We start from the raw sequence: 23,982 nt of genomic DNA, 5'->3' as shown, positions 1-23,982 counted from the left end.
AAAGTAGCATTATTTTAGTTCTAAATTGTAGTTGTTTTTACCTTCTTGACATAACTGCAATAAGAAATATCTATTTGTTATTGCAGTTATGTCAATTTGAGTAGTGAATACCAGGAAAAAGTGGTTTAAAATTTGGATATTTTACTTTATTTAAGGCCAAAGTTTACCTAAATATAATATCGCGAGGAAATACAGCAATCTAAGAAGTAGATCGCTACTAGTATTCCTTTTAGGTCTTTATTCGAGCAGCTATTGTTTTTAAAAGTTTTTTATTTCCTAGTTACCAATTCCATTAAGTTGACATCATTCCCTAGTAAAATTTCTGTTGGATTTATTCTACCATTTTCAGGGCCATTTTCTAGTTTTAAAACTCCTCTAGGACATACGGCTGAACAAATACCACAACCTACACAGCTAGAGCGAACGATATTTTCTCCTTTTTGTGCATATGCTCTTACATCAATTCCCTGCTCGCAGTATGTAGAACAGTTTCCACAAGAAATGCATTGACCACCATTCGTGGTAATTCTAAACCGTGATTTAAAGCGTTGAATAAAGCCAAGGTAAGCCGCAAGTGGACATCCAAAGCGACACCATACCCTGTTTCCGAATATTGGATAAAAACCAGTACCAATCACACCTGCGAAAATTGAACCGATCAAAAATCCATAGACATCTTGAATGGTTTGTGTTTTGATACCGATGACACTGCTTGCACCAGAAAAGAAAGTGTACAAAGCAAATCCGGTCATGACCAAAACAAAAACAAGTACGGCATGTATTATAATGCGCTCAAATCTCCAAGAGAGCAATGTTTTACTTGAAAGTTGTCGGTACGGATCACCTAAAGTTTCTGCCAACCCACCACAGCCGCAAACCCAAGAGCAATACCACCTTTTTCCAAAAAAATAGACCATTACTGGCACTATTACAACAGTTAAAACGGTTCCCCAAACTAAAATAAATAAACCAAACCCACCACTAGAGAGCAGTTCTTCTAAATTCCACCTGAAGAAGAAATCATAGTCCAAAGGAAATGCGTTTTTAAAATCATACCAAGGTTTTTCAAAACGAACTAGGATCTCTGGGATTAAAAAAGCGAATACGATTTGAAAAAATAAAACAGAAGTAGTTCTTAAAATTTGATATTTATTGTGGCGGTATTTTATATACATTCTTACTGCCATCACCGTCATTACGGTACAGTACAGAAATCCATACAAAAACCATTGGCTTCCTGGGTTTCCACTAATAGACAGGCTAATGGGGTCTACTAAGAACACCCAATTTACAATGAAATCAGGATAGAAGTACAGTAAGATGTAAAAGCTGACTAGAAAGATAAAAGCAAACCAACCTATCCACCCGCGGTTAGTAGCAGCATTTAAAAAAATGCCGTCATTCTTGATGCCTGGTTTTCCTAATAAAATAACATCAGGAACAATATACATCAGGGCCCCTAAGATGCCCAAACCAAAAGTTAAAAACCACATGAGAGCTGTATTTTCTGCGGCAAGTCCTTTTCCAGCTTTTTTAGCAAGTGTAAAACTTAAGCTATGTGGCTTTCCAGAAATTTTATACTGATATTGTTTTCCTTTTTCTTCCCAGTTTTTTTCTTTGCTAAATTGAGCAATGCGCGCATCATAATATTGATTAGAAGTTGCATATGCTGCTCTAACACGACTTGAAAACTCGAAAATATTCAAGTTTTCAACGTTTACAACTGCTTTTTCTAATGCATCTTTTACTAGGGTGCTTTTGTACTGTTGCTCTTGGAGGAAAGTATCGAGTTCATTTTGCTTTAAACTAAATGATCCGATAAAAATAGTCCCTATAAAAAAAGTCAATCCAATTAAGAAAACGATGAGACCTGTCTGTTTTATTTTTTTCATATATTATGATTTACTGAAAATGCGTTTCCAGCTTTTCTTTTTTGGCTTTATATTGGTATTGTTTTCACGATTGAATTTTGCAATTATTTCAGGTTCGTGCATTTTGTAAAATTCAGGATCAAAATTAGCATCTGCTAAATATTCTAAAACGTGTGCAATCGTTTTGCTTTCCGTTAACCAAGTGTCAAAGATTTCATGACGCATCCGTATTCCGAAAGTGTTAATCCCCAAAAATTGTTGCGTATTTTTATCAAAAGATATGGTAATGCATGTTTGCTCTTTTGGATGCTTCCATTGAAAATACGCTTCATTTTCTTTTTTATTCTTTTCACTAAACACCCAACCGTACGTTTGGTATTCAATGTCTAAAAATTTTGCTGAATTGAACCAATGTCCTGGTGTGTATGCTGTTTTGTTACCACAAATAATTTGGGCGATTGTTTCTCCCATCATTCTTCCTGTATACCAAACGGCTTCTATATTTCTTCTTTGGCCAATAGCTTTCTCTTGTTCCGCGCAATCTCCAATAGCATAGATATTTGCGACATTGGTCTCAAAAAAACGATTTACTTTCACTCCGCGACCAAGGGCGATTCCAGCGGTTTTTACAAAGTCAATATTGGGAGTGACACCAGCGGTTAGACCAACGACATTGCATTCAATTTCCTCGCCAGTTTCTGCTAAGACAACAGAGGATACACGACCATTTTCGTCTGCTATGATTTCCTTTAAATTTGTGTTTAATCGCAAGTCGATGTGGTGCTCTCTAATATGCTTATTGAGCATTTCAGATTCTTGTGCAGGCAAAACACCATCCCAAAAACTAGCTTCACGAACTAAAAACGTGACCGGAATTTTTCTACTGCGAAGCATTTCAGCCAACTCAATACCTATCAGTCCACCTCCAACAATGACTGCTCGTTTGCAGACTTTATTATTTGGAGCAAGTACTTCTAATTTTTCTAAATCTTGCTTGTGATACATGCCAAGAACGCCATTTAAATCTTGTCCTGGCCATCCAAATTTATTTGGCTTAGAGCCCGTAGCAATAATCAATTTATCATAGGACATTCTTGGCCCATTTGTAAAACTGATTTCTTTTGTGTCGGGATGTATCGCTTCTACAAAACCTTGTTTCAATTGAATGTCGTTCTTTTCCCAAAACCAATTTTCATAAGGTTGGGTGTGTTCAAACTTTAGGTGCCCCATATAGACATACATCAAGGCAGTTCTGGAGAAAAAATAGGTAGATTCCACAGAGACAATCGTAATTTCTTTATTGGAATTCTTTCTGATATGCCGAGCAGCAGTGACTCCTGAGATGCCATTGCCAATAATTACAATATGTTCCATGGTTCGTTGATTGTTGCCAGTAAGTCGAAGTTAAAAGGAAGAACTTAATTTTAAAATCTCAAAGATTTAAAATTTAGAATAATTCTAAATAAAATTCTTATTCCCCTTGATTGTTTCTCACTTTTAAAGAGCACAATTTAGAGATTAATAAAGAACAATTGGTATGAATTTAAAAAAATAGCAAGACATTTTATATTTAAAGATGCGTTTTAATTTTATGCCTCCTTTTTACAATGCTTTCAGCGCTATTTTGCTAAAAAGAAGTATTTTTATGAAACGTATGAAATTTAAAAAATATTCTTTTCTACTAATCATTTCTTTTAGTCTTTCTTTTGTTAGTCAAACAAAAAAAATAAAAGGTCTTAGTTTTGTTGCTTCTGGCGATTCTATTAGCAGCCAGCACGTGCATCCAGTGTTAAGAACAAATAGCAATTTTGTAGCATTGATGCCCTATGGTTATATTAGAGAATTGACAACCCCTGAAATTATTTACAAGAACAATTGGCAGTGGTTTGGGGAAACTAAAAAGGGTTTGTTGCAGTATGCGAAACGTTTTCAGGAAGAGAAGATTCGGATAATGGTCAAACCGCATATTTGGGTATCGAAGGGATCTTATACAGGCAATATAGAGATGGAAAATGAAGAGGATTGGATCCTTTTAGAAGACTCTTATCGCACTTATATTTTATATTATGCAAAAGCAGCAGCTGAATTAGATGCAGAAATATTTTGTATTGGAACTGAACTGGCAAAGTTTGTTGCAAAGAGACCTGAATATTGGCGGCAATTAATTCAAGAAATTAGACTGCTATACAAAGGCAAATTGACGTATGCTGCCAATTGGGACGAGTTTAAGAGGGTTTCTTTTTGGAGCGATTTAGATTTTATTGGCATTGATGCCTACTTTCCTTTAAGTGACAAAAGAACACCAACAGTCGCTGAGTATGAATTGGGTTGGTCTGAACACAAACAACAAATCATAAAAGTGCAAAAACAGTTTAAAAAACCTGTTATCTTTGCAGAGTTTGGATATCGAAGTGTTGATTTTAATGGAGAGAAACCTTGGGATTCCGAAGATATTGAAGCAACTATCAATTTACAGGCGCAGGTAAATGCGCTTCAGGCAATTTACAATCAATTCTGGAACGAACGGTGGTTTGCTGGAGGATTTATTTGGAAATGGTTTCACAATCATACTGCGGTGGGCGGCGAAAAAAACAATAGATTTACACCTCAAAATAAGCCAGCTGAAGAATTAATTAAAAAATTATATGGTCTTTAAAAAAACGGTATTTCTAATTATTGTTGGTGTTGTTTTTTGCGCATGCTCGCAAGACTCAGATCTGACGATTGCAAGAAATCTTCAGGAGTATATTGCAGAAAACACAACAGTTTCTGAAGGTACAGTGTTGGCTTGGGCTGCGAATGAAAAAGGGAATACAAATGTAGCTTATATCTACTACCATCCCGAAGTAGGTGCATCAGACTTTCGGTATTACGAATTAAAGGAAGCGAGTTTAGAAGTGGATAATTTTTTAAATTACGAAAGAAAAAGTTTAGAGAATAGCGTTGTTTACGAGGCTAAATTAAATCGATTTTCGCGTCTAGGTTCCTCAGAAAATTGGTGTTTAGTCACTTATAAAAAAGATGGGGGACTTCAAATTTCTGCACCGATAAAATTAAAGAGTCAAACAAAGACTACTGTTTATACTAGTGATGTCCAGATGTCTTACAAAACGACATTAGAGCCCAATTTTAGTTGGGATGATGCTGCTATAGACGACAACACTTATTATTTTCAGACAATCTCTGATGAGACAAATATGTTTATTTCAGGAACTTTTACCCAAGATACTTTTTTTCAGTATTACGATACTGCTAATGTATTGGTATCTCCAAACCTAAATATAGAAACACCCAAAATATTAGTAGCAGACGAGATTTATAATTTTATGATGATGGGCATTGGATCTGATAATTGGGTAAATATAATTGTAGAAGAACAATTTATCCCAAGAAATTTAGATGAATATGTTTCTGTAAATTCCGAAAAAGAAATAACTGTTACCCGTGCTTTCGCAGGCACAGCAAATGGTAACAACGGAGAAACTTACATCTATTTTGAGCCTATTGGTGCTGCATTCGATTTTCGTTATTATGAAACTGAAGATGCGACCGTATCGCCAGATGATTTTTCAAATTATAAGAGAAGAAGTTTGGCAATTGCACCGCAGTTTGGAGGTGCGTTTCAAAGGTTTTCTCACAATTCTGGTGCTGAAGTTTGGTGTTTGGTTACCTATATATCTGAAGGAAAGCTTTATGTATCAGCGCCTATTAGAACTAAAAATCAGACCAGACCAACAGAATGGAAAACAACCGTAACGATAGACTATTCAACAATTTTAAAACCAGTTTTTAGTTGGTTGGATGGGAGCTATGCAGAAAGCGAAACCTATTTTCAGGTTTTTACAAAAAAAGACGCTACGCTTTTATCAGGTACATTTACTGTAGAAAATACTTTTCAGTTCTATAATGAATCTAATATAATAGATAAGATACATTCAGGCACTCCGGAAGCCTTAGTGTTAGATGAAAATTATAAATTCTTTTTGTACGGCCTTAGTTCAGATAACTGGATCAATATTGTTATTCAAAATATATTTATAGCACAGTAAACCTCGTTCAGAGCAGTTCGTTTTTAAGGGTGTTTTTTAGAAAAATACAGATGTATGGTGATATTTTTTACAGCTTGTTGAGTTTGTAAAAGGATGCGAAATATATCCCGATTAGATAGTGAAAATTTATGATGAAAAGAACATTTGCAATTGGTGACATTCACGGCGGTTTAAAAGCCTTATTACAGGTTTTAAATAAGTTAGAAGTAACAGACGATGATACCTTAATCTTTATGGGAGACTATGTAGATGGTTGGAGTGAGTCCGCGCAGGTAATTGAGTTGCTGATCACCTTGTCTCAAAAAATAAATTGTATTTGTATCAAGGGGAATCATGACGTTTGGTGTCAGAATTGGTTGGAAACTTCAGTTGTTAAGCCACTCTGGTATTTACACGGTGGAAAAGAAACCATGGACAGTTACGAGGACTTTTCCAAAGAACAAAAACAGCAACATATTGATTTTCTTAAAAAGATGCCTCTGTATTATTTAGATGCTAAAAATAGGCTGTTCTTGCACGCAGGTTTTACGGCAATGCAAGGGGTAGAAAACGAAAAAAACACAGCAACCTTTTACTTGGATAGAACCTTGTGGGAAATGGCATTGGTTGCAGATGAGCGCATAGACAAAGAACATAAAAGGTATCCTAAAAGATTGCTACAGTATGCTGAGATTTATATTGGGCACACCCCAACCACTAATCTGAAGGAAACGGAACCAATGCATGCAATGAATATTTGGAATGTCGACACGGGGGCTGCTTTTAAAGGCAGGGTATCCGGCATAAATATTGATACAAAGGAATTTTTTCAAAGCGATTTGTTGCCAAGCCTGTATCCAAACGAAAAAGGACGCAATTGACAAAGATCACAAAAAAATGCGATGGCTTGGAATCTTTCTTTTGAGCCTTTTACAAGACTACTCAAATGTTAAAATTAGATCTTCAGAGTTTACTAAAGTGCCCGGTGACAGGCATAACTTGTAAATTTTAGCAGCCTTTGCTGCCGTAATGGTAGTTTCCATTTTCATAGCTTCAATAATAAAAAGTGGTTGATTTTTAGTTACTTGCTCACCTTTTTTCACCAGAATAGTTGATAACAGCCCTTGCAAAGGGGCACCAATTTCTTTTCCATTGTTTTTATCAGCTTTTGCATTTGCAACTGTATCAATTTTAATGGAATTATTTTTTATCTGAACTGCTCTTCCTTGCCCATTTACCTTAAAGTACACTGTTACCATTCCTTCACTGTCAGGTCTTCCCACAGAATCTAAAGAAATAAGCATATTTTTTCCTTTGTCTAATGCAATAATAATTTCTTCGCCTCTTTCCATTCCATAAAAGAAATTTTTAGTAGGTAAATTGAGAAGACTGTCATATTTTAAGTGCTGATTGTAGGCTTCAGTAAATACTTTTGGATACAATTTGTAGGACAAGAAATCTGTAAAATCAATGGGTCTACTCAAATCGTTTTCAAAGATTTTTCTAAATTTTTTATATTCTTCTTCAATATCTAAAGGTGCTATATGGGCATTAGGTCTATCTGTGTAAGGTGTTTGATCTTTTAGAATTAATTTCTGTAAGTCTTTTGGAAAACCACCAACAGGTTGGCCTAAGTCACCTTTGAAAAAGCTCACCACAGACTGCGGAAAGGAAATACTGTCTCCACGTTCTAAGACATCCTGAATGGTTAAATGATTACTCACTAAATACTGGGCCATGTCACCTACGACTTTAGAGCTGGGTGTTACTTTTATAATGTCTCCAAAAAGTAGGTTTACATCACCATACATTTTGGTAATTTCGTGAAAGCGGTCTTCCAATCCTAAGGCCTCTGCTTGCGGTTTTAAATTCGAGTATTGACCTCCTGGAATTTCATGTTTAAATACTTCTCCAGAACCAGATTTTAGGCCCGACTCAAATGGATAGTAATATTCCCGAACAGTTTCCCAATAATTTGAATATGCGTCTAAAGAATCGCCATTTAAATGGCTTTCTCTCTCATTAAATTTCATCATTTCTATCACTGAATTAAAGTTGGGTTGCGATGTTAATCCAGAAACGCCACCTAAAGCAACATCGATGACATCAACACCTGCTTCAATCGCTTTTAAGTACGTAGCAGATTGTATGGAAGAAGTATCATGAGTGTGTAGATGAATTGGAATCTGTACCGTTTGTTTTAACGCCGAAACCAATTCGAAAGCTGCATAGGGTTTTAACAAGCCTGCCATGTCTTTAATAGCTAGAATATGGGCGCCTGCATTTTCGATATCTTTGGCTAAAGAGGTATAATATTTGAGGTTGTATTTTGTGTTTTTAGGATTTAAAATATCACCAGTGTAGCAAATGGCACCTTCTGCTAAGCCGTTGGTCCTTTTGCGCACATGTTCAATACAAGGAGCTATTGATTGCATCCAATTTAAAGAATCGAAGATCCTAAAAATATCTACACCATTTTCCCAAGACTGTTCTACGAATTTTTCGATAAGATTGTCTGGGTATGCAGTATAACCAACACCATTTGAGCCTCTAATGAGCATCTGTAGCAATACGTTGGGCATTGCTTTTCGCAACAATCTCAGCCGTTCCCACGGATTTTCTTGCAAGAAACGCATACACACGTCAAAAGTTGCACCTCCCCAAACCTCCATGCTGAAAATACCTGGGTTATTTTTAGCATACCCTTCTGCAACTTGCAGCATGTCATAGGTGCGCATTCTGGTTGCCAACAAACTTTGGTGCGCGTCTCGCATCGTAGTGTCCGTAAAATGAATTTGCTTTTCATTTTTCAACCATTTAGAGAACTTATCAGGACCTAACTTTGTGAGTAAATCCTTAGTTCCTTTGGGGTATTCTGCACGGGCATCAAATTTAGGAACGATCGGTTTTACAAATGTCTTTGTAAGATCTATCTTCTTTACATCGGGGTTTCCATTTACGATGATATCCCCTAAATAGGTAACTAGTTTGGTCGCTCTATTGCGAGGGGCTTTAAAAACAAATAAATCAGGATTTTGGTTGATAAAGTTTACAGTAACAGCTCCTTTTCTAAAGGTATCGTGCTGTAATATATTGTCTAAGAAGGGCATGTTTGTTTTTACACCTCTAATTCTAAATTCTGCTAATGCACGACGTACTTTTCTACAGGCACCGTCCAAAGTTCTGCTATTTGCGGTAACTTTAACTAGCATAGAATCAAAAAATGGCGAAATAATTGCCCCCTGATACACACTACCAGCGTCCAAACGAATTCCAAAACCAGAAGCACTTCTGTAGGTAGTTATCTCACCATAATCTGGTTTGAAATCATTTTGAGGGTCTTCCGTGGTAATTCTGCATTGCAGTGCATACCCGGTTACTTTTATGGCAGCTTGATTGGATATTTTTATTTGTTGGTCTGCCAATTTGTATCCCCCAGCAATAAATAGTTGAGTTTTCACTAGATCAATATTTGTAACAACTTCAGTCACGGTATGTTCTACTTGTATGCGCGGATTTACTTCTATGAAATAGATTGCATCGTCGTCATCTACCAAGAACTCTACAGTTCCAATGTTATTATAGGCTACTGCTTTGCAAATATTTATTGCGTAGGTATAAAGTGCCTCTTTTATTTCTTGTTTTAAGTCAAAAGAAGGAGCAAATTCGATTACTTTTTGATAGCGACGTTGTACAGAGCAATCTCGTTCATAAAGGTGGACAGTATCTCCATAATTATCGGCAACTATTTGGATTTCTATATGCTTCGGATTCATTACGTACTTCTCAAGAAATACCGTGTCGTCTCCAAAAGCATTCAAAGCTTCTCGTTTGCTTTCATGAAAAGCACCAGTTAATTCAGAGGCTTTTCTGATAACGCGCATACCGCGTCCACCGCCGCCAGAGGCTGCTTTTAGCATTACAGGATAACCGATTATGGCAGCTTCACTTAAGGCTACTTCGACATTAATTAAAGGTTTTTCATTACTCCTAATAACTGGAATATTATTAGCAACTGCCACTTTTTTGGCAGTGATTTTATCTCCTAAAGCTTTTAGTACTGATACCTTTGGACCCACAAAAACAATTCCGTTGTCTTCACATTTTTGTGCAAGATTTGCGTTTTCTGATAAAAAACCATATCCAGGATGTATCGCATCTGCGCCGCTTTCTAAAGCAACACGTATAATTTCATCAATGTTTAAATAGGGCTTCAAGGGGGCTGTATCCTCTCCAATTTGATAAGATTCGTCTGCTTTGTAACGATGCAGTGAGTACCGATCTTCAAAGGTATAAACACAGACGGTTTTGACATTTATTTCTGTACAAGCTCTAAAAATTCGTATGGCGATTTCACCTCTGTTGGCAACAAGTACTTTTTTAATTTTCATCGTATCAATTTTTTGGTATCCCAGAATAACTCTCGTTGCCTAAGATACTAAGACAAATAAAAGGATGTCCTACTTTTATTGAAAATTATGAAAATTTTATTTTTGAGAAAAAGGATAAAGTTCCTGTCTTAGGAATCCTTTTGGAAAGTTTTCGTCATCCTCGAAACCGATTTCAATATCTCTACCCGAGTGAGGAATATAGTTTGTTTTGAAGAGATAGTCCCAAATACTTAATGTTAATCCAAAGTTTACACCACTTTTCTTTTCTATTGGTAGCACTTTAGAGTGATGCCAAATGTGCATTTTTGGGTTGTTCAAAATGTATTTTAACCACCCGTAATCCCAATTAATATTGGCGTGGTTTAGATGGCCCATGGTAATATTAAAGAAATGAACAAGTGCTACATCTTGTGCGGAAAAACCTCCGATAATTGCTAGAGGTATGTATCTTAAAGAATTATAAATTATAGGTTCCATCCAGTGATAGCGCAAATGTGCTGCAAATCCCATTTGTTTCGCAGAATGATGTACTTTATGAAAAGTCCAAAGAAATTCTACCTTGTGGATTAATCTGTGAGTCCACCACTGCGTAAAGTCGACCACGATAAAAAAGATTAAAATTCTTGCAAAAAAGGAGAGCGAATTCAATTCGATGAGCTGAAAACTAAAAACGGATAAGCCTGCAAGTCCAAGAAAGTCTTCAAAAAGTTGCGCTGCAGTATTCGACAGTGCGATTAGCACAATTAAATTCAGTAAGAAAAAATTAAAAAACATGTAAAAAGTGTCTAACCAAAAATCCTTTCTAAATAATGATTGCTCTTTACGCCAAGGAAAAATAAGCTCTAATGTCCAAACGAGTAGAGAAATTATAAGAAGTCCATAAAAGTAATTCTCCCAATTGAGTTCCATCAAAACAGATTGTTTTAAATAGTTCCAGTAGTTAGTGTAAGCTGCCTTTATAAGATCTAAGTAGGTATTCATATTCACTAGTTTTGCAATTCTATAAAAGTTAAAATTTATTGGTCAGGTTTAATATACAATACTTACAAATCAACTGCTTTTTAAAGTTTAGTATTTTAAGGGTACTGATCTTAATGTGGCACTGAAAATATTTGGCTACAAAATTATAACAATTAAAAGTAAAATGATTCTTTCTCAAAGTGATTGTAAGAGATTTTTTCTTTTTAATCTTCTAAGAATTTATCTTACCACAGTATTAAAAAAATAGATGGATGGTTCAATTAATCTAGAGTAAAGAATAGTCTAACTACCTCCTTTATTAAATGGGAAATTTTAAATCTGCTCAAAATAATTATTTTGGGGACCGCGTAAAAGTTTCCCCCTCGGCATGCAACTTTATACTGCCATCATTTTTTAAAACAAGCTGTAAAGGTTTATTTAAAGAGTCTTCCATTTTTTAAGGATTCTAGGAGGCGTATTCGCGATTCATTCCGTATTATTCTCTGCAGATATTAATAAGCTCATTTCTAGTTGTAATATTAATTGACCTTTTTTTAACTATGATTGAGAAGAACACCACACAAAAGGATGTGGAAAGTTGTGATTATTTTTGGACACATAAAGATTCCTACGAATTGCTTGTATTTTTAAAATATAGGAATATTTTGCAGAGTAGAATGTTGATTCTGATTTTAATATTTTTTGTTTAAAGGGTGTTTTTTTATAAATAGAATGCGGTATTTTCTTTTTACTTTGAAAAAAAAATAAGTACACTAGACATGCGGATGTCATGATTAAAAACAGCACAAACATTAAATTGATTCTTTTAATATTTTTTTGTTTCTCTTTTTTTTTCATTTGTAGAGGTCAACTTATATTTCCCATAAATAGAAAAGGATTGAAAAAGTACTCTTTTATTTATCGTTGTGTTTATAAAGATATTTTTTACGTTATTTAAAATCAAGTTAGAATCTACTATAGAGTATTTAGTAGACTTTTTTTTTCGCAAAACTTGAAAATTAGACAGTTTAAGTCACGATAGATATCTGTCTTTGAAGCTCCATGTTCAGCTTGCTGGTGCAAGTAGTTTCAAAAAACACGTCAGTTATTTTCAATGTTTTTGCTTTTGGGTGCAGGATGGTTAAGAATTGCCAAGTGATTCTTAATAGTTTCCCTTAGAACCTTTTTATTTTAATAAAGTTAATCTTTTTTGACTAGAATTGAGCATATAAACACTGACAAATAGTTGACAGTTTATTTATTGTTTAGTAAGAGTTTTAATTTTTACGTTTTAAAAGGATGCTATTCTAAATTCTATTTTAAGAGATGATGTTCATACAAACCTATTTGCGATTATAGTATTTTTATTAAGGCATTTAATTCTTCGTTCGTACAAAGTAGTTTCTGTCGAATTCGACTGTTGGTTTTATGCACAGCGTTGTTTCCAACACTTTGACTTCTAGCCATATCTTGGTTAGAAAGATTTATTTTTTGAAGCATCATAAACCGTATTTCTGCCGTAGTTAAATATTTGTTTTTAGCTACAAGCTGGTTTGTGAAATTTGGATAACTTTTATCAAATAATAGTTTAAAGGTAAGCCAATCTTTGTGCTTTAATATTACGGATGCTCGTAGTGCTGCTATTTCCTCTTGACCGTTAAAGCTGTTCATTTGCTTTTTGAGGATAAGGAGTTGCGCTGTGGTTTGAATGAAAGCTGTTTTAAGTTCTTCCAAGCAGCCTTTGTAGTATTTGCTAGTTTCTTTTTCTTTTTGTAATTCAACTACTTTTAATTTTAGAATGCCTTTTTTTTGTAGTTCAGTTTGCTCATTTTTTCGATTTCGTCCTCGTATTTTTTTATAGCTAAGTATGAAAAGACCTATCAAAGCTAATGGTATGGTACTGGAGATTGCTTTTTTTATTGTTTCCGCTTCAGTGAGCGTATGGTTTATTGAAGCAGTAGTGACAATAAAATACCGCACTGCAATTTCTACTACTGCTGCTGCTATTTTTTTCAGTGGGAAGAGGTGTTTTAAGGAACTATTGGGGGATAGATAGTTTGTAGTGATAAGATTTCCATGAAATGGCAAAGTGTAAATATGAGGCGCTCGTTTATAGAGGTTTTTATGGTATTGATCGCTCTTATTTATTTTTGAAAAAATAAGAAGGGGATATACCAGGGCAATTGTTAAAAAGAGCTTTTTATTCATGGAATAATGGGGATGTTATCCTTTAGAATAGATAGTAGTTTGAATTTGTAGCACTATGAAACAAATTATTAAAAGTTTATTTATAAAATGTAACTAAAGGTACTGCAAAAAGCAAATGGTTAAAAGCGTATTAATACCCGTTTTGACGTTATTTAGAAATTAAATAGTAGGGTCACCCAAGAATACGCCCTTATTACTTTTTAATACCTGAAATTAATCCTATTTTTATCTACTCTAAATAATCTCATTTTGTAAAAAATAAAGATGTAAGAAAAGCGAGATATTTTTGAGAAAGCTGGATGCCGTGTAAAAAAAATATTTTGGCTTTTTGAACATCAAAAACTTAAAAAGGATTTAATGGAAAAGTATTACAAAATAGAGGGTATGACTTGTGGTGGCTGTAAAGCTACTGTAGAAGAGTCTTTAAACAAGATAGAAAGTACAGCGCGTGTTCTTGTTGATCTCGAAAAAGGTGAAGCAACGATTCTAATGAATTCATTAATTCCAACGAATAAATTACAGGAAGCACTGCCAAAGAAATTTGTCATTACAGAAAAGTCAAAAGGGCTGTTTCAGAAAGATATAAACATAGAGATAAGTTCAAAAAAAGAGAGCAATAAAGTGCAGCAGTTAAAACCGTTGTTTATTATTCTATTTTATATTACAGTGGCAAGTTTAATGTTGAATTATAAAACATGGGATTGGAGGGCATGTATGCTCGATTTTATGGGATTATTTTATATTGTTTTCAGCTTTTTTAAAATGCTAGATTTAAGAGGTTTTGCAGTGTCTTTTCGCATGTATGATCCTGCAGCGAAAAGAGTTCCTATTTATGGTAAAATTTATCCATTTATAGAGACGAGTCTAGGGCTACTTTTTTTATTGCGCTTTGAAATAGATATTGCGTTGGTATTGACTGTCGTTATTTTGGGAGTTACCACTGTTGGGGTCACTAAAACGCTCTTGAGTAAAAAAACGATTCAGTGTGCTTGTCTTGGAACTGCATTAAAGCTCCCGATGACTGAAGCTACTTTTATAGAAAATGCAATTATGATAGTAATGGCAATAGGTATGCTAATAATTTGATAATCGTGGACATTCCATCTTTGTTATATCTACAATATTTTTAGTTCTCTTGCACTTAGAGCAATTTAAGTACTTCTTTAAAAAGAACAATCATTTTAGGCTCTGCTGTTCCTGCAATGGCGATAATTTCTGCAATATTTACAGGTTGTAAATTTTTAGGATCACACTCATCTGTCAATACAGAAATAGCTACGCAAGGCAAATGTAGCTGTTTTGCAACGATAACTTCTGGCACTGTACTCATACCAACAGCATCTACTTCTAAAATTTGTAACATTCTATATTCTGCTCTTGTTTCTAGTTGCGGTCCTAAAACACTTGCGTATACGCCCTTGTGCAAAAGAATATTGTGAGCTTTTGCAATGGTTGTAATTGTAGCATTGATCTTGCTGGAGTAGGGGGCTAGCATGTCTGCGAAAATAGCACCAAAATCATTGGCTCCTTGAAAGGCCAAAGGAGAACTTCCCTGCAAATTGATATGGTCATCAATTAACATTAAATCACCTTTTTTATAGCTGAGGTTTATGGCGCCAGCAGCGTTCGAAATTAGTAAATTTTGAATACCGAGGCCGTGCATGGTCCGGATACCATAGGTAACTTCCCAAGCACTATAGCCCTCATATAAGTGAAAACGGCCTGCCATTACCAGTACTTTTTTACCTGATAAAATGCCATATATTAACTTTCCTGAATGGAATTCAACCGTTGCCACTGGAAAATTTGGAATGTCTGAATAGGGAATTTCTATTTCTATTTCAATTTCATCTACGAGCTTGCCAAGTCCAGTTCCCAAAACAATACCAACCTCAGGAGTTGTAATGCCTTTTACTTTTAAAAAATTGATGGTTTCTTGTAATTGTTGTATTTTCATAGACTACTATTTCTTCTTTTTTTAGGATGCAAAACATACGTATCTGCTTGCACTTACAATATTACCGAGACTTCTTGCAATGAGGGTTATTTTAAAAAATGTTGAAATGCTGGGTGGTGTTCAATATCCTCAAAGATATCAACATCATTTAACAGCGGCAACAAAAATACTTTCTTATCTTTTAAGTCATTTAGCGTGTCTTTTCGCACTGTATTTGTACCCCATTTTTTATTTTTAAAAATTTCAGAATGTAAAGACTTCATGCCTAATAAGTAATAGCCTCCATCTTCTGCAGGCCCAAGTACCAAGTCATTTTTCGTCAACTTAAGAAATGCTTTTGTTATGATTTCAGGGGTTAAGTCATATAAATCGCTACCAATTATTAGCACTTTTTTATACCCAGCTGCAAACCCATTTTGAAAAGCATGCAACATTCGAATGCCTAAATCTGATCCATTTTGTTGGTGTTTTTGAAAAATAGCAGCATCCCAAAGGTCCTTTTCTTGGATGTCTACAGAATAGTAAATGGCCTTATCTGCCAGAACTTTAGAGGTGATCTCTTTAGTCTTATGTAGTAAAAAGGTATAGATAGAAAGTGCCGTTTCATCGCCCACTTTTTTTGCCAAGCGCGTTTTTACTTTTCCTAATTCAGGATTTCTTGTAAATATTAAGAGTAAGTTTTCATCCATAGGTTTGTTGTACTTATTTTCTAATTATTCTTTATTCTTGCACCATGTATGTCCATTTTTAGCTAGCAGCAGCCACCACCGTCATAATGAAAGGTAGGCTCAGAAAAAAAGATGTCATCTCTGTTTAACGCTTGCAGCGCTGCTGCTGTTTTGTCACAGATGGCCAACGGTTGATTTTTGAGTAAAGTATGCCCTAATCCGTCATCAAAATAAGCTGCATCACCAAAATAAATAGCTGCTCTTCCTGTAAAAATACAAGGTCCGTCCGCAGGCATTGGATCTTTAATAGCGGCAACTTCTATCGATTCGATATAAATTAATTCGTCTGTAGGGTAGTTTTTAGTATCTAAAATACGGTACGGTTTTCTAGCCCTAATTTCAACAGTTCCAAAACCAGCATCTGTTAATGCTTTTACATAATCTGCAATAGATAAACTTCCGCTTAGACATAAGGCACGCAAGCGGGCATCATTTCGCAAAGCGTCATTCATAGGCTGTTCACAAGTTGGGTCGCTCATAACCAAACGTCCATGAGGTTTTAGTACGCGGTACATTTCTGCAATTGCTTTTTTCAAATCATCAGATTTAAAAATATTGAACAAGCAATTTTGAGCCGCAACATCGATCGAGTTGTTCGCTACGGGCAAGGCCATTGCATCCCCTTTGCGCAAGTCTACAAAATCACTCTGAAACCATTCATTTTGTTCTTCTGCAATTTTAAAATTCTTACGCGATGCTTCTAACATTTCGTCTACAACATCCAACCCAATTACGCCTCCTTTGCTTCTGTTAAAATATGAAAACTGTAACAATTCCATACCACCTCCCACGCCCACATACAGCATTTTTGGATTGTTTGTTAGGTCTCTTGCATGCACTGTAGAGCCGCAACCATAGTTCATCTCTTGCATAATTCTTGGGATTTTTAATCCTGGCAATTCCCAAATAGGATTTGTCGTGCAGCAAAGACCGACATCGGGTGTTAAAGCAGCTTCTCTGTATACGTCGTTTGTAGTTTCTAAATAACTCATAAATTTTTATTTAAATATTTTAAATAGTTCTTTTGTTAAAGTTGAATTCCAAATCCCTGCAAACCAGTTTCAAATGGGGGTAAAATTTCTGTATTGTCCCATATTCCTGTAATGATAGTTCTCGCGTATTCTTGAGGAAGTATACCATTTTGCATTAATTTGCTGGTCAACTTGTAATTGTAGTTCAAAGTTTTATGCTCAAAGTTAAAGTTTTCTTTTGAATCATCTAAAATGGCATACCAAACATTTGGACTTCCGTCATTTGGAGGCATTCCAATAACACCTGGATTTAGCCAGGTTTTACCTCCTTCCAAATCATGGAAAGGTAGGCCACAATGGCCTGCAATTATCACATCTGCTTTTGTAGCTTCGAAATTTGATTGTTTTACAGTCCAAAGGGTAGATTTAAAAATAAATTCTGATACATTAAAGTAAGACCCATGCAACACTGTTACCTTTTTTTTAGCAAATTTAAAATGCAGATTATTTGGCAATGTTTTTAGAAAGTCTAAAGAGTTCTCAGATAATTTACTTTGTGCAAAAGGATACCAAAGTTGAGAAAATCCGTCGCACCGAGATCCCTCTTGAAATTCGCAACCGCAATCTTCTGCATGTTCTCTTAATTGAATTTCTACATTACCAACGATACTTTTTGCGCCCCATAATTTAAAAAGTTGCACTGTTTCTTCAGGTTGCGCACAATAGCCAACAATATCACCAGTGCAAATGCAATTTCCTGGAGCAATATGCTCTTTTTCTGCAATTTGTTTCAAAGCTTCTAAAGCTTGTAAATTGCTATAAACGCCTCCGAAAACTAATATTTTCCCAGAGAGTTTATCGATATGTGCTATTTTTTGATCCATTTTGGAATAAAATATAAAATGATGCAACTACTAATTCCCCAAATATTTACCCATAATAAAGAGGCGTATTTTCCTTTTGTAAATATCAATGCCGCTGGAAAAATTTCAAAAATCAGAAAAGACCCAAATACCAATCCACAGAAAACACTCAAATAAAAACTAATTTTTGGGACTTTTACTTTCCAGAAAATAAAAACAGGTGTTAATCCAATCACCATCGTTCCTGAAATAGTGGTTGCTGATAATATTTCAGCATTTAAAAATACGGGAATGGTTCCTAAAACAGCAATGATAATCATTGTAATTCTTCCGAAGGAGACAGATTTCCCTAAACCTAAATCTACTGCTAATAATTTAGAAAAAGAAGAGAATGTAGAGTCTAAAGTAGAGGCTGCCGAGGTGATCATTATAAAGTTAATTACTAATAAAATAACAACACCAAATGCTTTTCCTACCTCTACAGCTGCTTGCCCTGACATTCCTTTTGTTTTCGCATACACACCAATTAAACTAAATAATACGATACAAATTGCACCTAAAATACTTGCCCACAAAAAACTTCTTTTCGTTACTTTAGGTGAGGAAATAAAGCCTCTGTCGGTTAAAATAGGATCGTGAAAAGGGTAACTAAAAGATTGAATAATTGCAGCAAAAAATAAATTTAAACCCAATTCAAAGCTCCAAGTTCCTGAGGAAATAAGTTTTGTAGCAGTTACAGTATTCGAAGCAAAAATAGTTCCTAAAATGATGATTAATAAGATAGAAAATAGCACCATTTGAATGACGTCAGTAAAAATAGAACTACTCAAACCACCTTTTATAGCGTAAGACAATGTTAATACTGTAAAGATAATAATAGCCAAATAGTAAGAGCTACTGCCTTGTGTACCAAAGTAGCTGCCAATCACGATGGTATTGCTCCATACTTCATTAAAAAGGCGAAAAGCAATCAATACTGAAAAAATTGCCATGGCTTTTTTTCCAAATTTTGAGATTAAAAATTCATGGATACTTTTAAAGCCTCCTTTTGTTCTCAATTGATAAATAATAATCCCTGCAACGGCAAAAGATAAATAGTACCCAGCATACGCAATGCCGCCTACTAGACCAAAGCTCAGGCCGAGGTTCGCAGCGTTTGTGATACTTTTTGCAAAAATCCAAGAAATAATTAAACTTCCAGTCAATACCAACGTATTGGGTGCTTTTTTTTTGTGTACCGCTTTAAAAAACTGATCTGTTGTTTTTGCAAATGGAGATAAAAAGAACAAGAGTAAACTCGAGCTAATGATTAAAAGCCATTGCCAATTAATTACATTCATAATTTATTATTCATTCCACCAAACTTGTACGTCTAGACTATTTCCATTTGTTGCGGTTTCTGCTACTTTATAATTTTCTAAGTTCAAGGTTGCGGCTTCTGCCGGATATGGCATTCTTACCGGAATATTTCCGTTATTTAAGCTTGCTGAGATATTTTTTAAAGTAGGAAATCCTGTTCTTCGATATTCCACCCAGCCTTCGTACCCATTAATTACCGAGGCAATCCATTTTTGAGTAATAATTTGTTCTAGAGGAGAGGTGCCTTGAGCCTTGTAATTTGCATTTTTCAGTAAATAAGAGGCAGATAAATTTGTGTTCCAGTATTCAAAAGCCTGGGTAACCCCAAGATTGTATAAGGTTTCTGCATTGCTTGTTATCAATCCTTTTTCTGCAGCCTCTGCAAGTAAGAAACTAGTTTCCCATGCCGTACTAAAATTGGCATCCAAGGTAGAAGTATCTTCTCTGAATATGTTTCCAGACAAAGAAAAATTAGACAACACAATAGAACTAGAGGAGGCATCAATTCCGTTTATTAAACCGTTAAACTCGTTAGAAGCGGAATTTGAAAAAGGTCTAAAAAAAGTGCCAATTCTCTCATCATTTAAATTGGTTAAAATTTCATTCATAGTTTCGGAGAGTACAAAATTATTGAAATCTCCTACTCTTAACTGTGCCAATCTAAAACTGTTTGGTTCTGAATTGGTGAAATCAAAAACGGCATTTTCTGTATTATTTTTGATGTAATTTCCATTGGCAAATAGTGCTTGCAATTGTGCAGAAACGTCTACTTTACCAGAAATTCGAATGAGGTATTTAATTTTTAAAGAAGTAGCAAACTTTATCCATGCATTTAAATCTCCGTTATATAAAATATCTCCCTCTAAAGGTATTGAGCCTGTATAGGCGTTTATTGCTGCAATTCCTTTGTCTATGTTGTCGAGAATACCATTTTCATTTTGATAAATGTCTTCTTGCAAATCGTATAAAGGAGTTACTGTTCCGTCAATTCCGTTGAATGCTTCAAAATACGGGACATCACCAAATAAATCAGTCAAACCGGCAGCCATGTATGCTTTTAAAATTAAAGCAGGACCTTCATATACTGCGAAAGCAGGTGTTGCTCTGGCTTGTTTTAAAATGATTTCATTGTCACGTAAATTGGTAAAAAAGATTGGCCAAGGATTCCCTCCTAATTGTGGACTTTTTAGATCGTGTCTGTCAAATAAATTAAAATCTAAAGCGGTTCTGTGTTGTGCCAATAAATCGCCAGCAACAAAACCCTCAAAACTCATGTTTGCACCAAAATCATAAATTACCTGTCTTAATAGTACCTTTGGTTGCACAGAAACAGGTGCATTTGGATTGGTATTAATTTCTTCAAAATCTGTGGTGCAACTTGCAAATGTGAATGCAAATATTACAATTATGTATTTAATTTTTTTCATTGTAAATTTCTTAAAAATTAAATCCTACTTTAAAACCTAAACTTCTACTCGAAGCATAACTTAAATCTTCAACGCCGCTCACAAAACCGTCTCCTTGAACCGCTAATTGCTCTGGATCAAAATGTGGGTTTTCTGTAATTACAAATAAATTGTTTCCAATAAAAGAAAAGTTCATTGTAGAGGTATCTGTCAAGCCTAAAAAGCCTTCATTAAGATCTAAAGTGTAGCCAATTGAAAACTGACGTAATTTTAAATAAGAGGCATCATAGACATTATTCTCTTCATGATTTCTATCATAAAATTGTCTGTAATAACTTTCTGCAGAAACAGCAACTGTGTTTGGTTGTCCAGTATTTACGTTTACTCCTTGGGCAATAATACCCTCTGTTGGTCTATTTGCACTTTCTGCCAATTGACCTCCAACGTTTCCAAGAGCCCGTGTTCTAGAAACAATTTCTCCTCCCTGTCTCCAGTCGAACAAGAAACTTGCGTTCCAAACTTTATAAGAGAAACTGTTATTCCAACCTAAGGTAAAATCAGGATTGTAATTTCCAATTTTAATTAAATTATTATTGGCAATAAAACGCCCATTATTATCTAAAAGGAATTGGCCATTTTCATTTTTCTCATATCCGGTTCCATACAAATCTCCTATACGTCCACCTTCATCAACTTGAAACCATACGGTCTGATTTGCACTATTGTAAATGCTACTATATGCCAAAGTTAAACGTCCTTCTTCTTGCGGTAAATCTTTAATGATCGATTTATTAGCAGCAAAATTAAAGGTGGTATTCCATTTAAGATTACGCGTTTTTATTGGGGTTCCTCCTAAAATAATTTCGACACCCGTTGTATTTACTTCTCCACCATTGATCACTTGTTGGTTATAACCTGAAGAAATCGCAATTGGTAAAGAGATAATTTGATCTTTCGTTGTTGCGTTATAATAAGTGAAATCTACGTTTAAACGGTCTTTAAAAAAACGTAAATCTGCACCAAATTCATATGATGTGGTTCGTTCTGGTTTTAATTTTGCATTCGGAATAAAGTCTTGATTGCTAAAGGTTGCTTGTCCATTAAACGTTGTTTGCGATACAAAAGCACCAGATGTTTGGTATGGATTGGTATCATTACCAACTTGTGCAACACTTGCTCTTAATTTTGCAAATGAGATATTCTCTGGTAACGCTATTAAGTTTGATAAAATAAAACTTGAAGAGATTGATGGATAAAAGAAAGAATTTCCGGCTATAGAAAAAGGGGTTGCGAGTGCACTAGACCAGTCGTTTCTTCCAGTAATATCTACATATACATAATTCTTATATCCAAATTTTGCAATTCCGTAGAAAGAATTAATTCTCTTTTTAGAATCAAACTGAAAAGCTTCAATTGGTGAGGCTGCGTTGTTAAAGCTAAAAATTTCAGGTTGTGCTAAGTTTGATGTTTGTAATTGTTTTGTGGATGCTGTTTGATCTAATCTATTTCCACCAAAAGAAGCATCAAAAGAAAAATCGTTAAAATTATTGGTATAGTTTACTAAGAAATCTGTATTCACTTCTCTATAAAATACATCGTGTTCTGCATAGGCACCGTTCTTGAAACGATTGGAACTAAAATTACGTTTAAACTTTCTTTTTTCGGAGGAGTAATCCATTCCAGAGCGTAAAGAAATACTTAAGTTGTCTGTAAACTTATGGTTTATTGCAATGTTACCAAAGACACGATCTCTATTAAAGGAATTCGTGTTTTCTTGTAATATGAAAAAAGGATTGTCAAAAAAGGTATAGTTGAAAGAATACTGTTGTAAACCTTCTAATCCTGGTTGCCAGTAGTCTTTTAAACTATCAATATTTAAAGATCTCGGTCCCCAAGCAACCAAAGAATAATTGGCATTTTCACTTCCATATCCGTTGGCTGGTCTGTTATCGCTACCAGCGTTTACATAATTGACAGAAGCCGTCACTTTCGTCTTTTCAGACGGCTTAAAATTCATCTTTATAGCCGCTGTTTTTCGATGTAAATTTACGCCTGGAATAATCGATTCGCTATCTAAATCTGTGATGGATAATCTGTAAGAGCCGCTGTCAAAACTATCAGTAATAGAAATATTATTAATAGTGGTGATGCCTGTTTGATAAAAATCTTTTAAGTTGTTAGGATTTGATTTGAATAAAGTGGGCGTAATAGATGCGCTATTATATAAAGAAGTATCTCCACCGCGAACAATCGTTCCATCTGGTAAAGTTACGGGAGCATCAAATTGTGCAATGAAGTTGCCTGCATCTAATCTTGGACCCCAAGAATAGGTAATATTATCATTTGTTCCGCCACCTAAACCATCTACATATTTAAACTGTCCAGAATTTCCTTGACCAAATTCATTTTGGAAATCGGGCAGACGAAAAGCACTCTCAAACGTAACTGAAGAATTAATGCTTACGCCTAAACCTCTTTTTTTGCTACCATCTTTCGTCTTAATAACAAGTACTCCGTTAGAAGCTCTTGTTCCATATAAAGCAGCAGCACTAGGACCCTTTAACACGGTTACAGATGCTATGTCATCAGGATTTATTTCCATTGCGCCGTTACCAAAGTCTATTTCTTGGAAACCAGCAGCAGCTTCATTTGTGAAATTAAAGGCCGTATTATTGTTTATTGGGGTTCCGTCTACTATAAAAAGCGGATTGTTATTGGAGAATGAAGCTTCGCCACGAATGGTAATTTTAGAAGATGAACCAACTCCTGTTGCTCCTTGTGAAATGGTCACACCTGCCAATTTCCCCGATAAATTATCAAGAAAATTGGGGGTCTTTACTTCCGTTAGTTCTTCAGATTTTAATTCTTGAACAACATACCCTAGTTCTTTAGTTTGTCTACGAATGCCTAATGCAGTAACAACAATCTCATTTAAACTGGTTTCTTGTTCAACAAGTTGAATGTTAATAGTGTTTTTATTTCCGATACGTACTTTTTGAGTTTTATACCCTAAGTATGTAAATGTTAGAAACTGATTTTCTTTTGAGATTATAAGAGAGTAGTCTCCATTTAATTCAGAATTGGTTCCATTCGTTTTTGATGAAGAAATGCTTACATACGGAATTATGTCTCCAGTATTTTTATCCGTAATTGTACCTGTAATTTTTATTTGTGAAAAAATAGTGCTCGAAAAGAGCAATAAGATCCAAATAGAAATGTGTTTCATTTAATATGTTTTAT

At 34.9% G+C, this 23,982-nt stretch carries 16 protein-coding genes; 4 read left to right on the top strand and 12 right to left on the bottom strand.

The features are described 5' to 3' along the window. Positions 1–269: 269 nt before the first annotated feature. Complete coding sequence (locus PI23P_RS01185; protein ID WP_004568870.1) at positions 270–1,892, bottom strand: 4Fe-4S binding protein; 1,623 nt, start codon at positions 1,890–1,892, stop codon at positions 270–272. 3 nt (positions 1,893–1,895) lie between these two features. After that, positions 1,896–3,245 carry an NAD(P)/FAD-dependent oxidoreductase gene (locus PI23P_RS01180; protein ID WP_004568869.1) on the bottom strand — a complete coding sequence of 450 codons (1,350 nt, stop codon included), beginning with the start codon at positions 3,243–3,245 and terminating at the stop codon, positions 1,896–1,898. A 271-nt stretch (positions 3,246–3,516) separates the two neighbouring features. Between PI23P_RS01180 and PI23P_RS01175 the strand changes: the two genes are divergently transcribed. The 3 genes from PI23P_RS01175 (at position 3,517) to PI23P_RS01165 (ending at position 6,780) form a co-directional block, all read left to right on the top strand. Further along, on the top strand, positions 3,517–4,527 hold the full coding sequence (locus PI23P_RS01175; protein ID WP_437438058.1) for a glycoside hydrolase family 113: 1,011 nt from the start codon (positions 3,517–3,519) through the stop codon (positions 4,525–4,527). After that, the gene (locus PI23P_RS01170) at positions 4,517–5,920 is read left to right on the top strand and encodes a hypothetical protein (protein WP_004568866.1); all 1,404 of its coding nucleotides are present in this window, start codon (positions 4,517–4,519) and stop codon (positions 5,918–5,920) included. The genes PI23P_RS01175 and PI23P_RS01170 overlap by 11 nt, the downstream gene beginning before the upstream one ends. Before the next feature lie 131 nt (positions 5,921–6,051). Beyond that, on the top strand, positions 6,052–6,780 hold the full coding sequence (locus PI23P_RS01165; RefSeq protein ID WP_004568865.1) for a metallophosphoesterase family protein: 729 nt from the start codon (positions 6,052–6,054) through the stop codon (positions 6,778–6,780). Between the two features lie 57 nt (positions 6,781–6,837). Here PI23P_RS01165 and PI23P_RS01160 read toward each other — a convergent pair whose 3' ends face one another. From PI23P_RS01160 to PI23P_RS01140, 3 genes are all read right to left on the bottom strand, one after another. Then, positions 6,838–10,290 (bottom strand): pyruvate carboxylase, encoded by a 3,453-nt coding sequence (locus PI23P_RS01160; RefSeq protein ID WP_004568864.1) that lies wholly within the window; start codon positions 10,288–10,290, stop codon positions 6,838–6,840. A 96-nt stretch (positions 10,291–10,386) separates the two neighbouring features. Further along, positions 10,387–11,271: a sterol desaturase family protein gene (locus PI23P_RS01155; RefSeq protein WP_004568863.1), complete on the bottom strand. Its 885-nt coding sequence runs from the start codon at positions 11,269–11,271 to the stop codon at positions 10,387–10,389. A gap of 1,332 nt (positions 11,272–12,603) precedes the next feature. Continuing rightward, a complete protein-coding gene (locus tag PI23P_RS01140; RefSeq protein ID WP_004568860.1) occupies positions 12,604–13,458 on the bottom strand; it encodes a hypothetical protein in 855 nt (284 codons plus the stop codon). A gap of 357 nt (positions 13,459–13,815) precedes the next feature. Here PI23P_RS01140 and PI23P_RS01135 point away from each other — a divergent pair, with 357 nt between their 5' ends. After that, positions 13,816–14,544: a heavy-metal-associated domain-containing protein gene (locus tag PI23P_RS01135; protein WP_004568859.1), complete on the top strand. Its 729-nt coding sequence runs from the start codon at positions 13,816–13,818 to the stop codon at positions 14,542–14,544. A gap of 55 nt (positions 14,545–14,599) precedes the next feature. Here PI23P_RS01135 and PI23P_RS01130 read toward each other — a convergent pair whose 3' ends face one another. From PI23P_RS01130 to PI23P_RS01100, 7 genes are all read right to left on the bottom strand, one after another. Further along, a complete protein-coding gene (locus tag PI23P_RS01130) occupies positions 14,600–15,415 on the bottom strand; it encodes a purine-nucleoside phosphorylase (RefSeq protein WP_004568858.1) in 816 nt (271 codons plus the stop codon). Positions 15,416–15,501: 86 nt separating this feature from the next. Then, on the bottom strand, positions 15,502–16,104 hold the full coding sequence (locus PI23P_RS01125) for a TIGR04282 family arsenosugar biosynthesis glycosyltransferase (protein ID WP_004568857.1): 603 nt from the start codon (positions 16,102–16,104) through the stop codon (positions 15,502–15,504). Between the two features lie 62 nt (positions 16,105–16,166). Beyond that, positions 16,167–17,135, bottom strand: coding sequence for an arsenosugar biosynthesis arsenite methyltransferase ArsM (gene arsM / locus PI23P_RS01120; RefSeq protein WP_004568856.1), 969 nt, complete (start codon positions 17,133–17,135; stop codon positions 16,167–16,169). A 35-nt stretch (positions 17,136–17,170) separates the two neighbouring features. Continuing rightward, positions 17,171–17,998, bottom strand: coding sequence for a metallophosphoesterase family protein (locus tag PI23P_RS01115; RefSeq protein ID WP_004568855.1), 828 nt, complete (start codon positions 17,996–17,998; stop codon positions 17,171–17,173). Next, a complete protein-coding gene (locus PI23P_RS01110; RefSeq protein ID WP_004568854.1) occupies positions 17,983–19,317 on the bottom strand; it encodes a sodium:solute symporter family transporter in 1,335 nt (444 codons plus the stop codon). The genes PI23P_RS01115 and PI23P_RS01110 overlap by 16 nt, the downstream gene beginning before the upstream one ends. Positions 19,318–19,323: 6 nt before the next feature. Further along, positions 19,324–20,763, bottom strand: a complete 1,440-nt coding sequence (locus tag PI23P_RS01105) for a SusD/RagB family nutrient-binding outer membrane lipoprotein (RefSeq protein ID WP_004568853.1) — start codon at positions 20,761–20,763, stop codon at positions 19,324–19,326. A 10-nt stretch (positions 20,764–20,773) separates the two neighbouring features. Beyond that, positions 20,774–23,968: a SusC/RagA family TonB-linked outer membrane protein gene (locus tag PI23P_RS01100; protein WP_004568852.1), complete on the bottom strand. Its 3,195-nt coding sequence runs from the start codon at positions 23,966–23,968 to the stop codon at positions 20,774–20,776. Positions 23,969–23,982 lie beyond the last annotated feature (14 nt).

This window comes from Polaribacter irgensii 23-P (genome assembly GCF_000153225.1).
Taxonomy (GTDB): Bacteria; Bacteroidota; Bacteroidia; order Flavobacteriales; family Flavobacteriaceae; genus Polaribacter; species Polaribacter irgensii.
The sequence above is the reverse complement of the archived record's forward strand: the minus strand, read 5'-3'. Positions and strand labels throughout refer to the sequence as shown.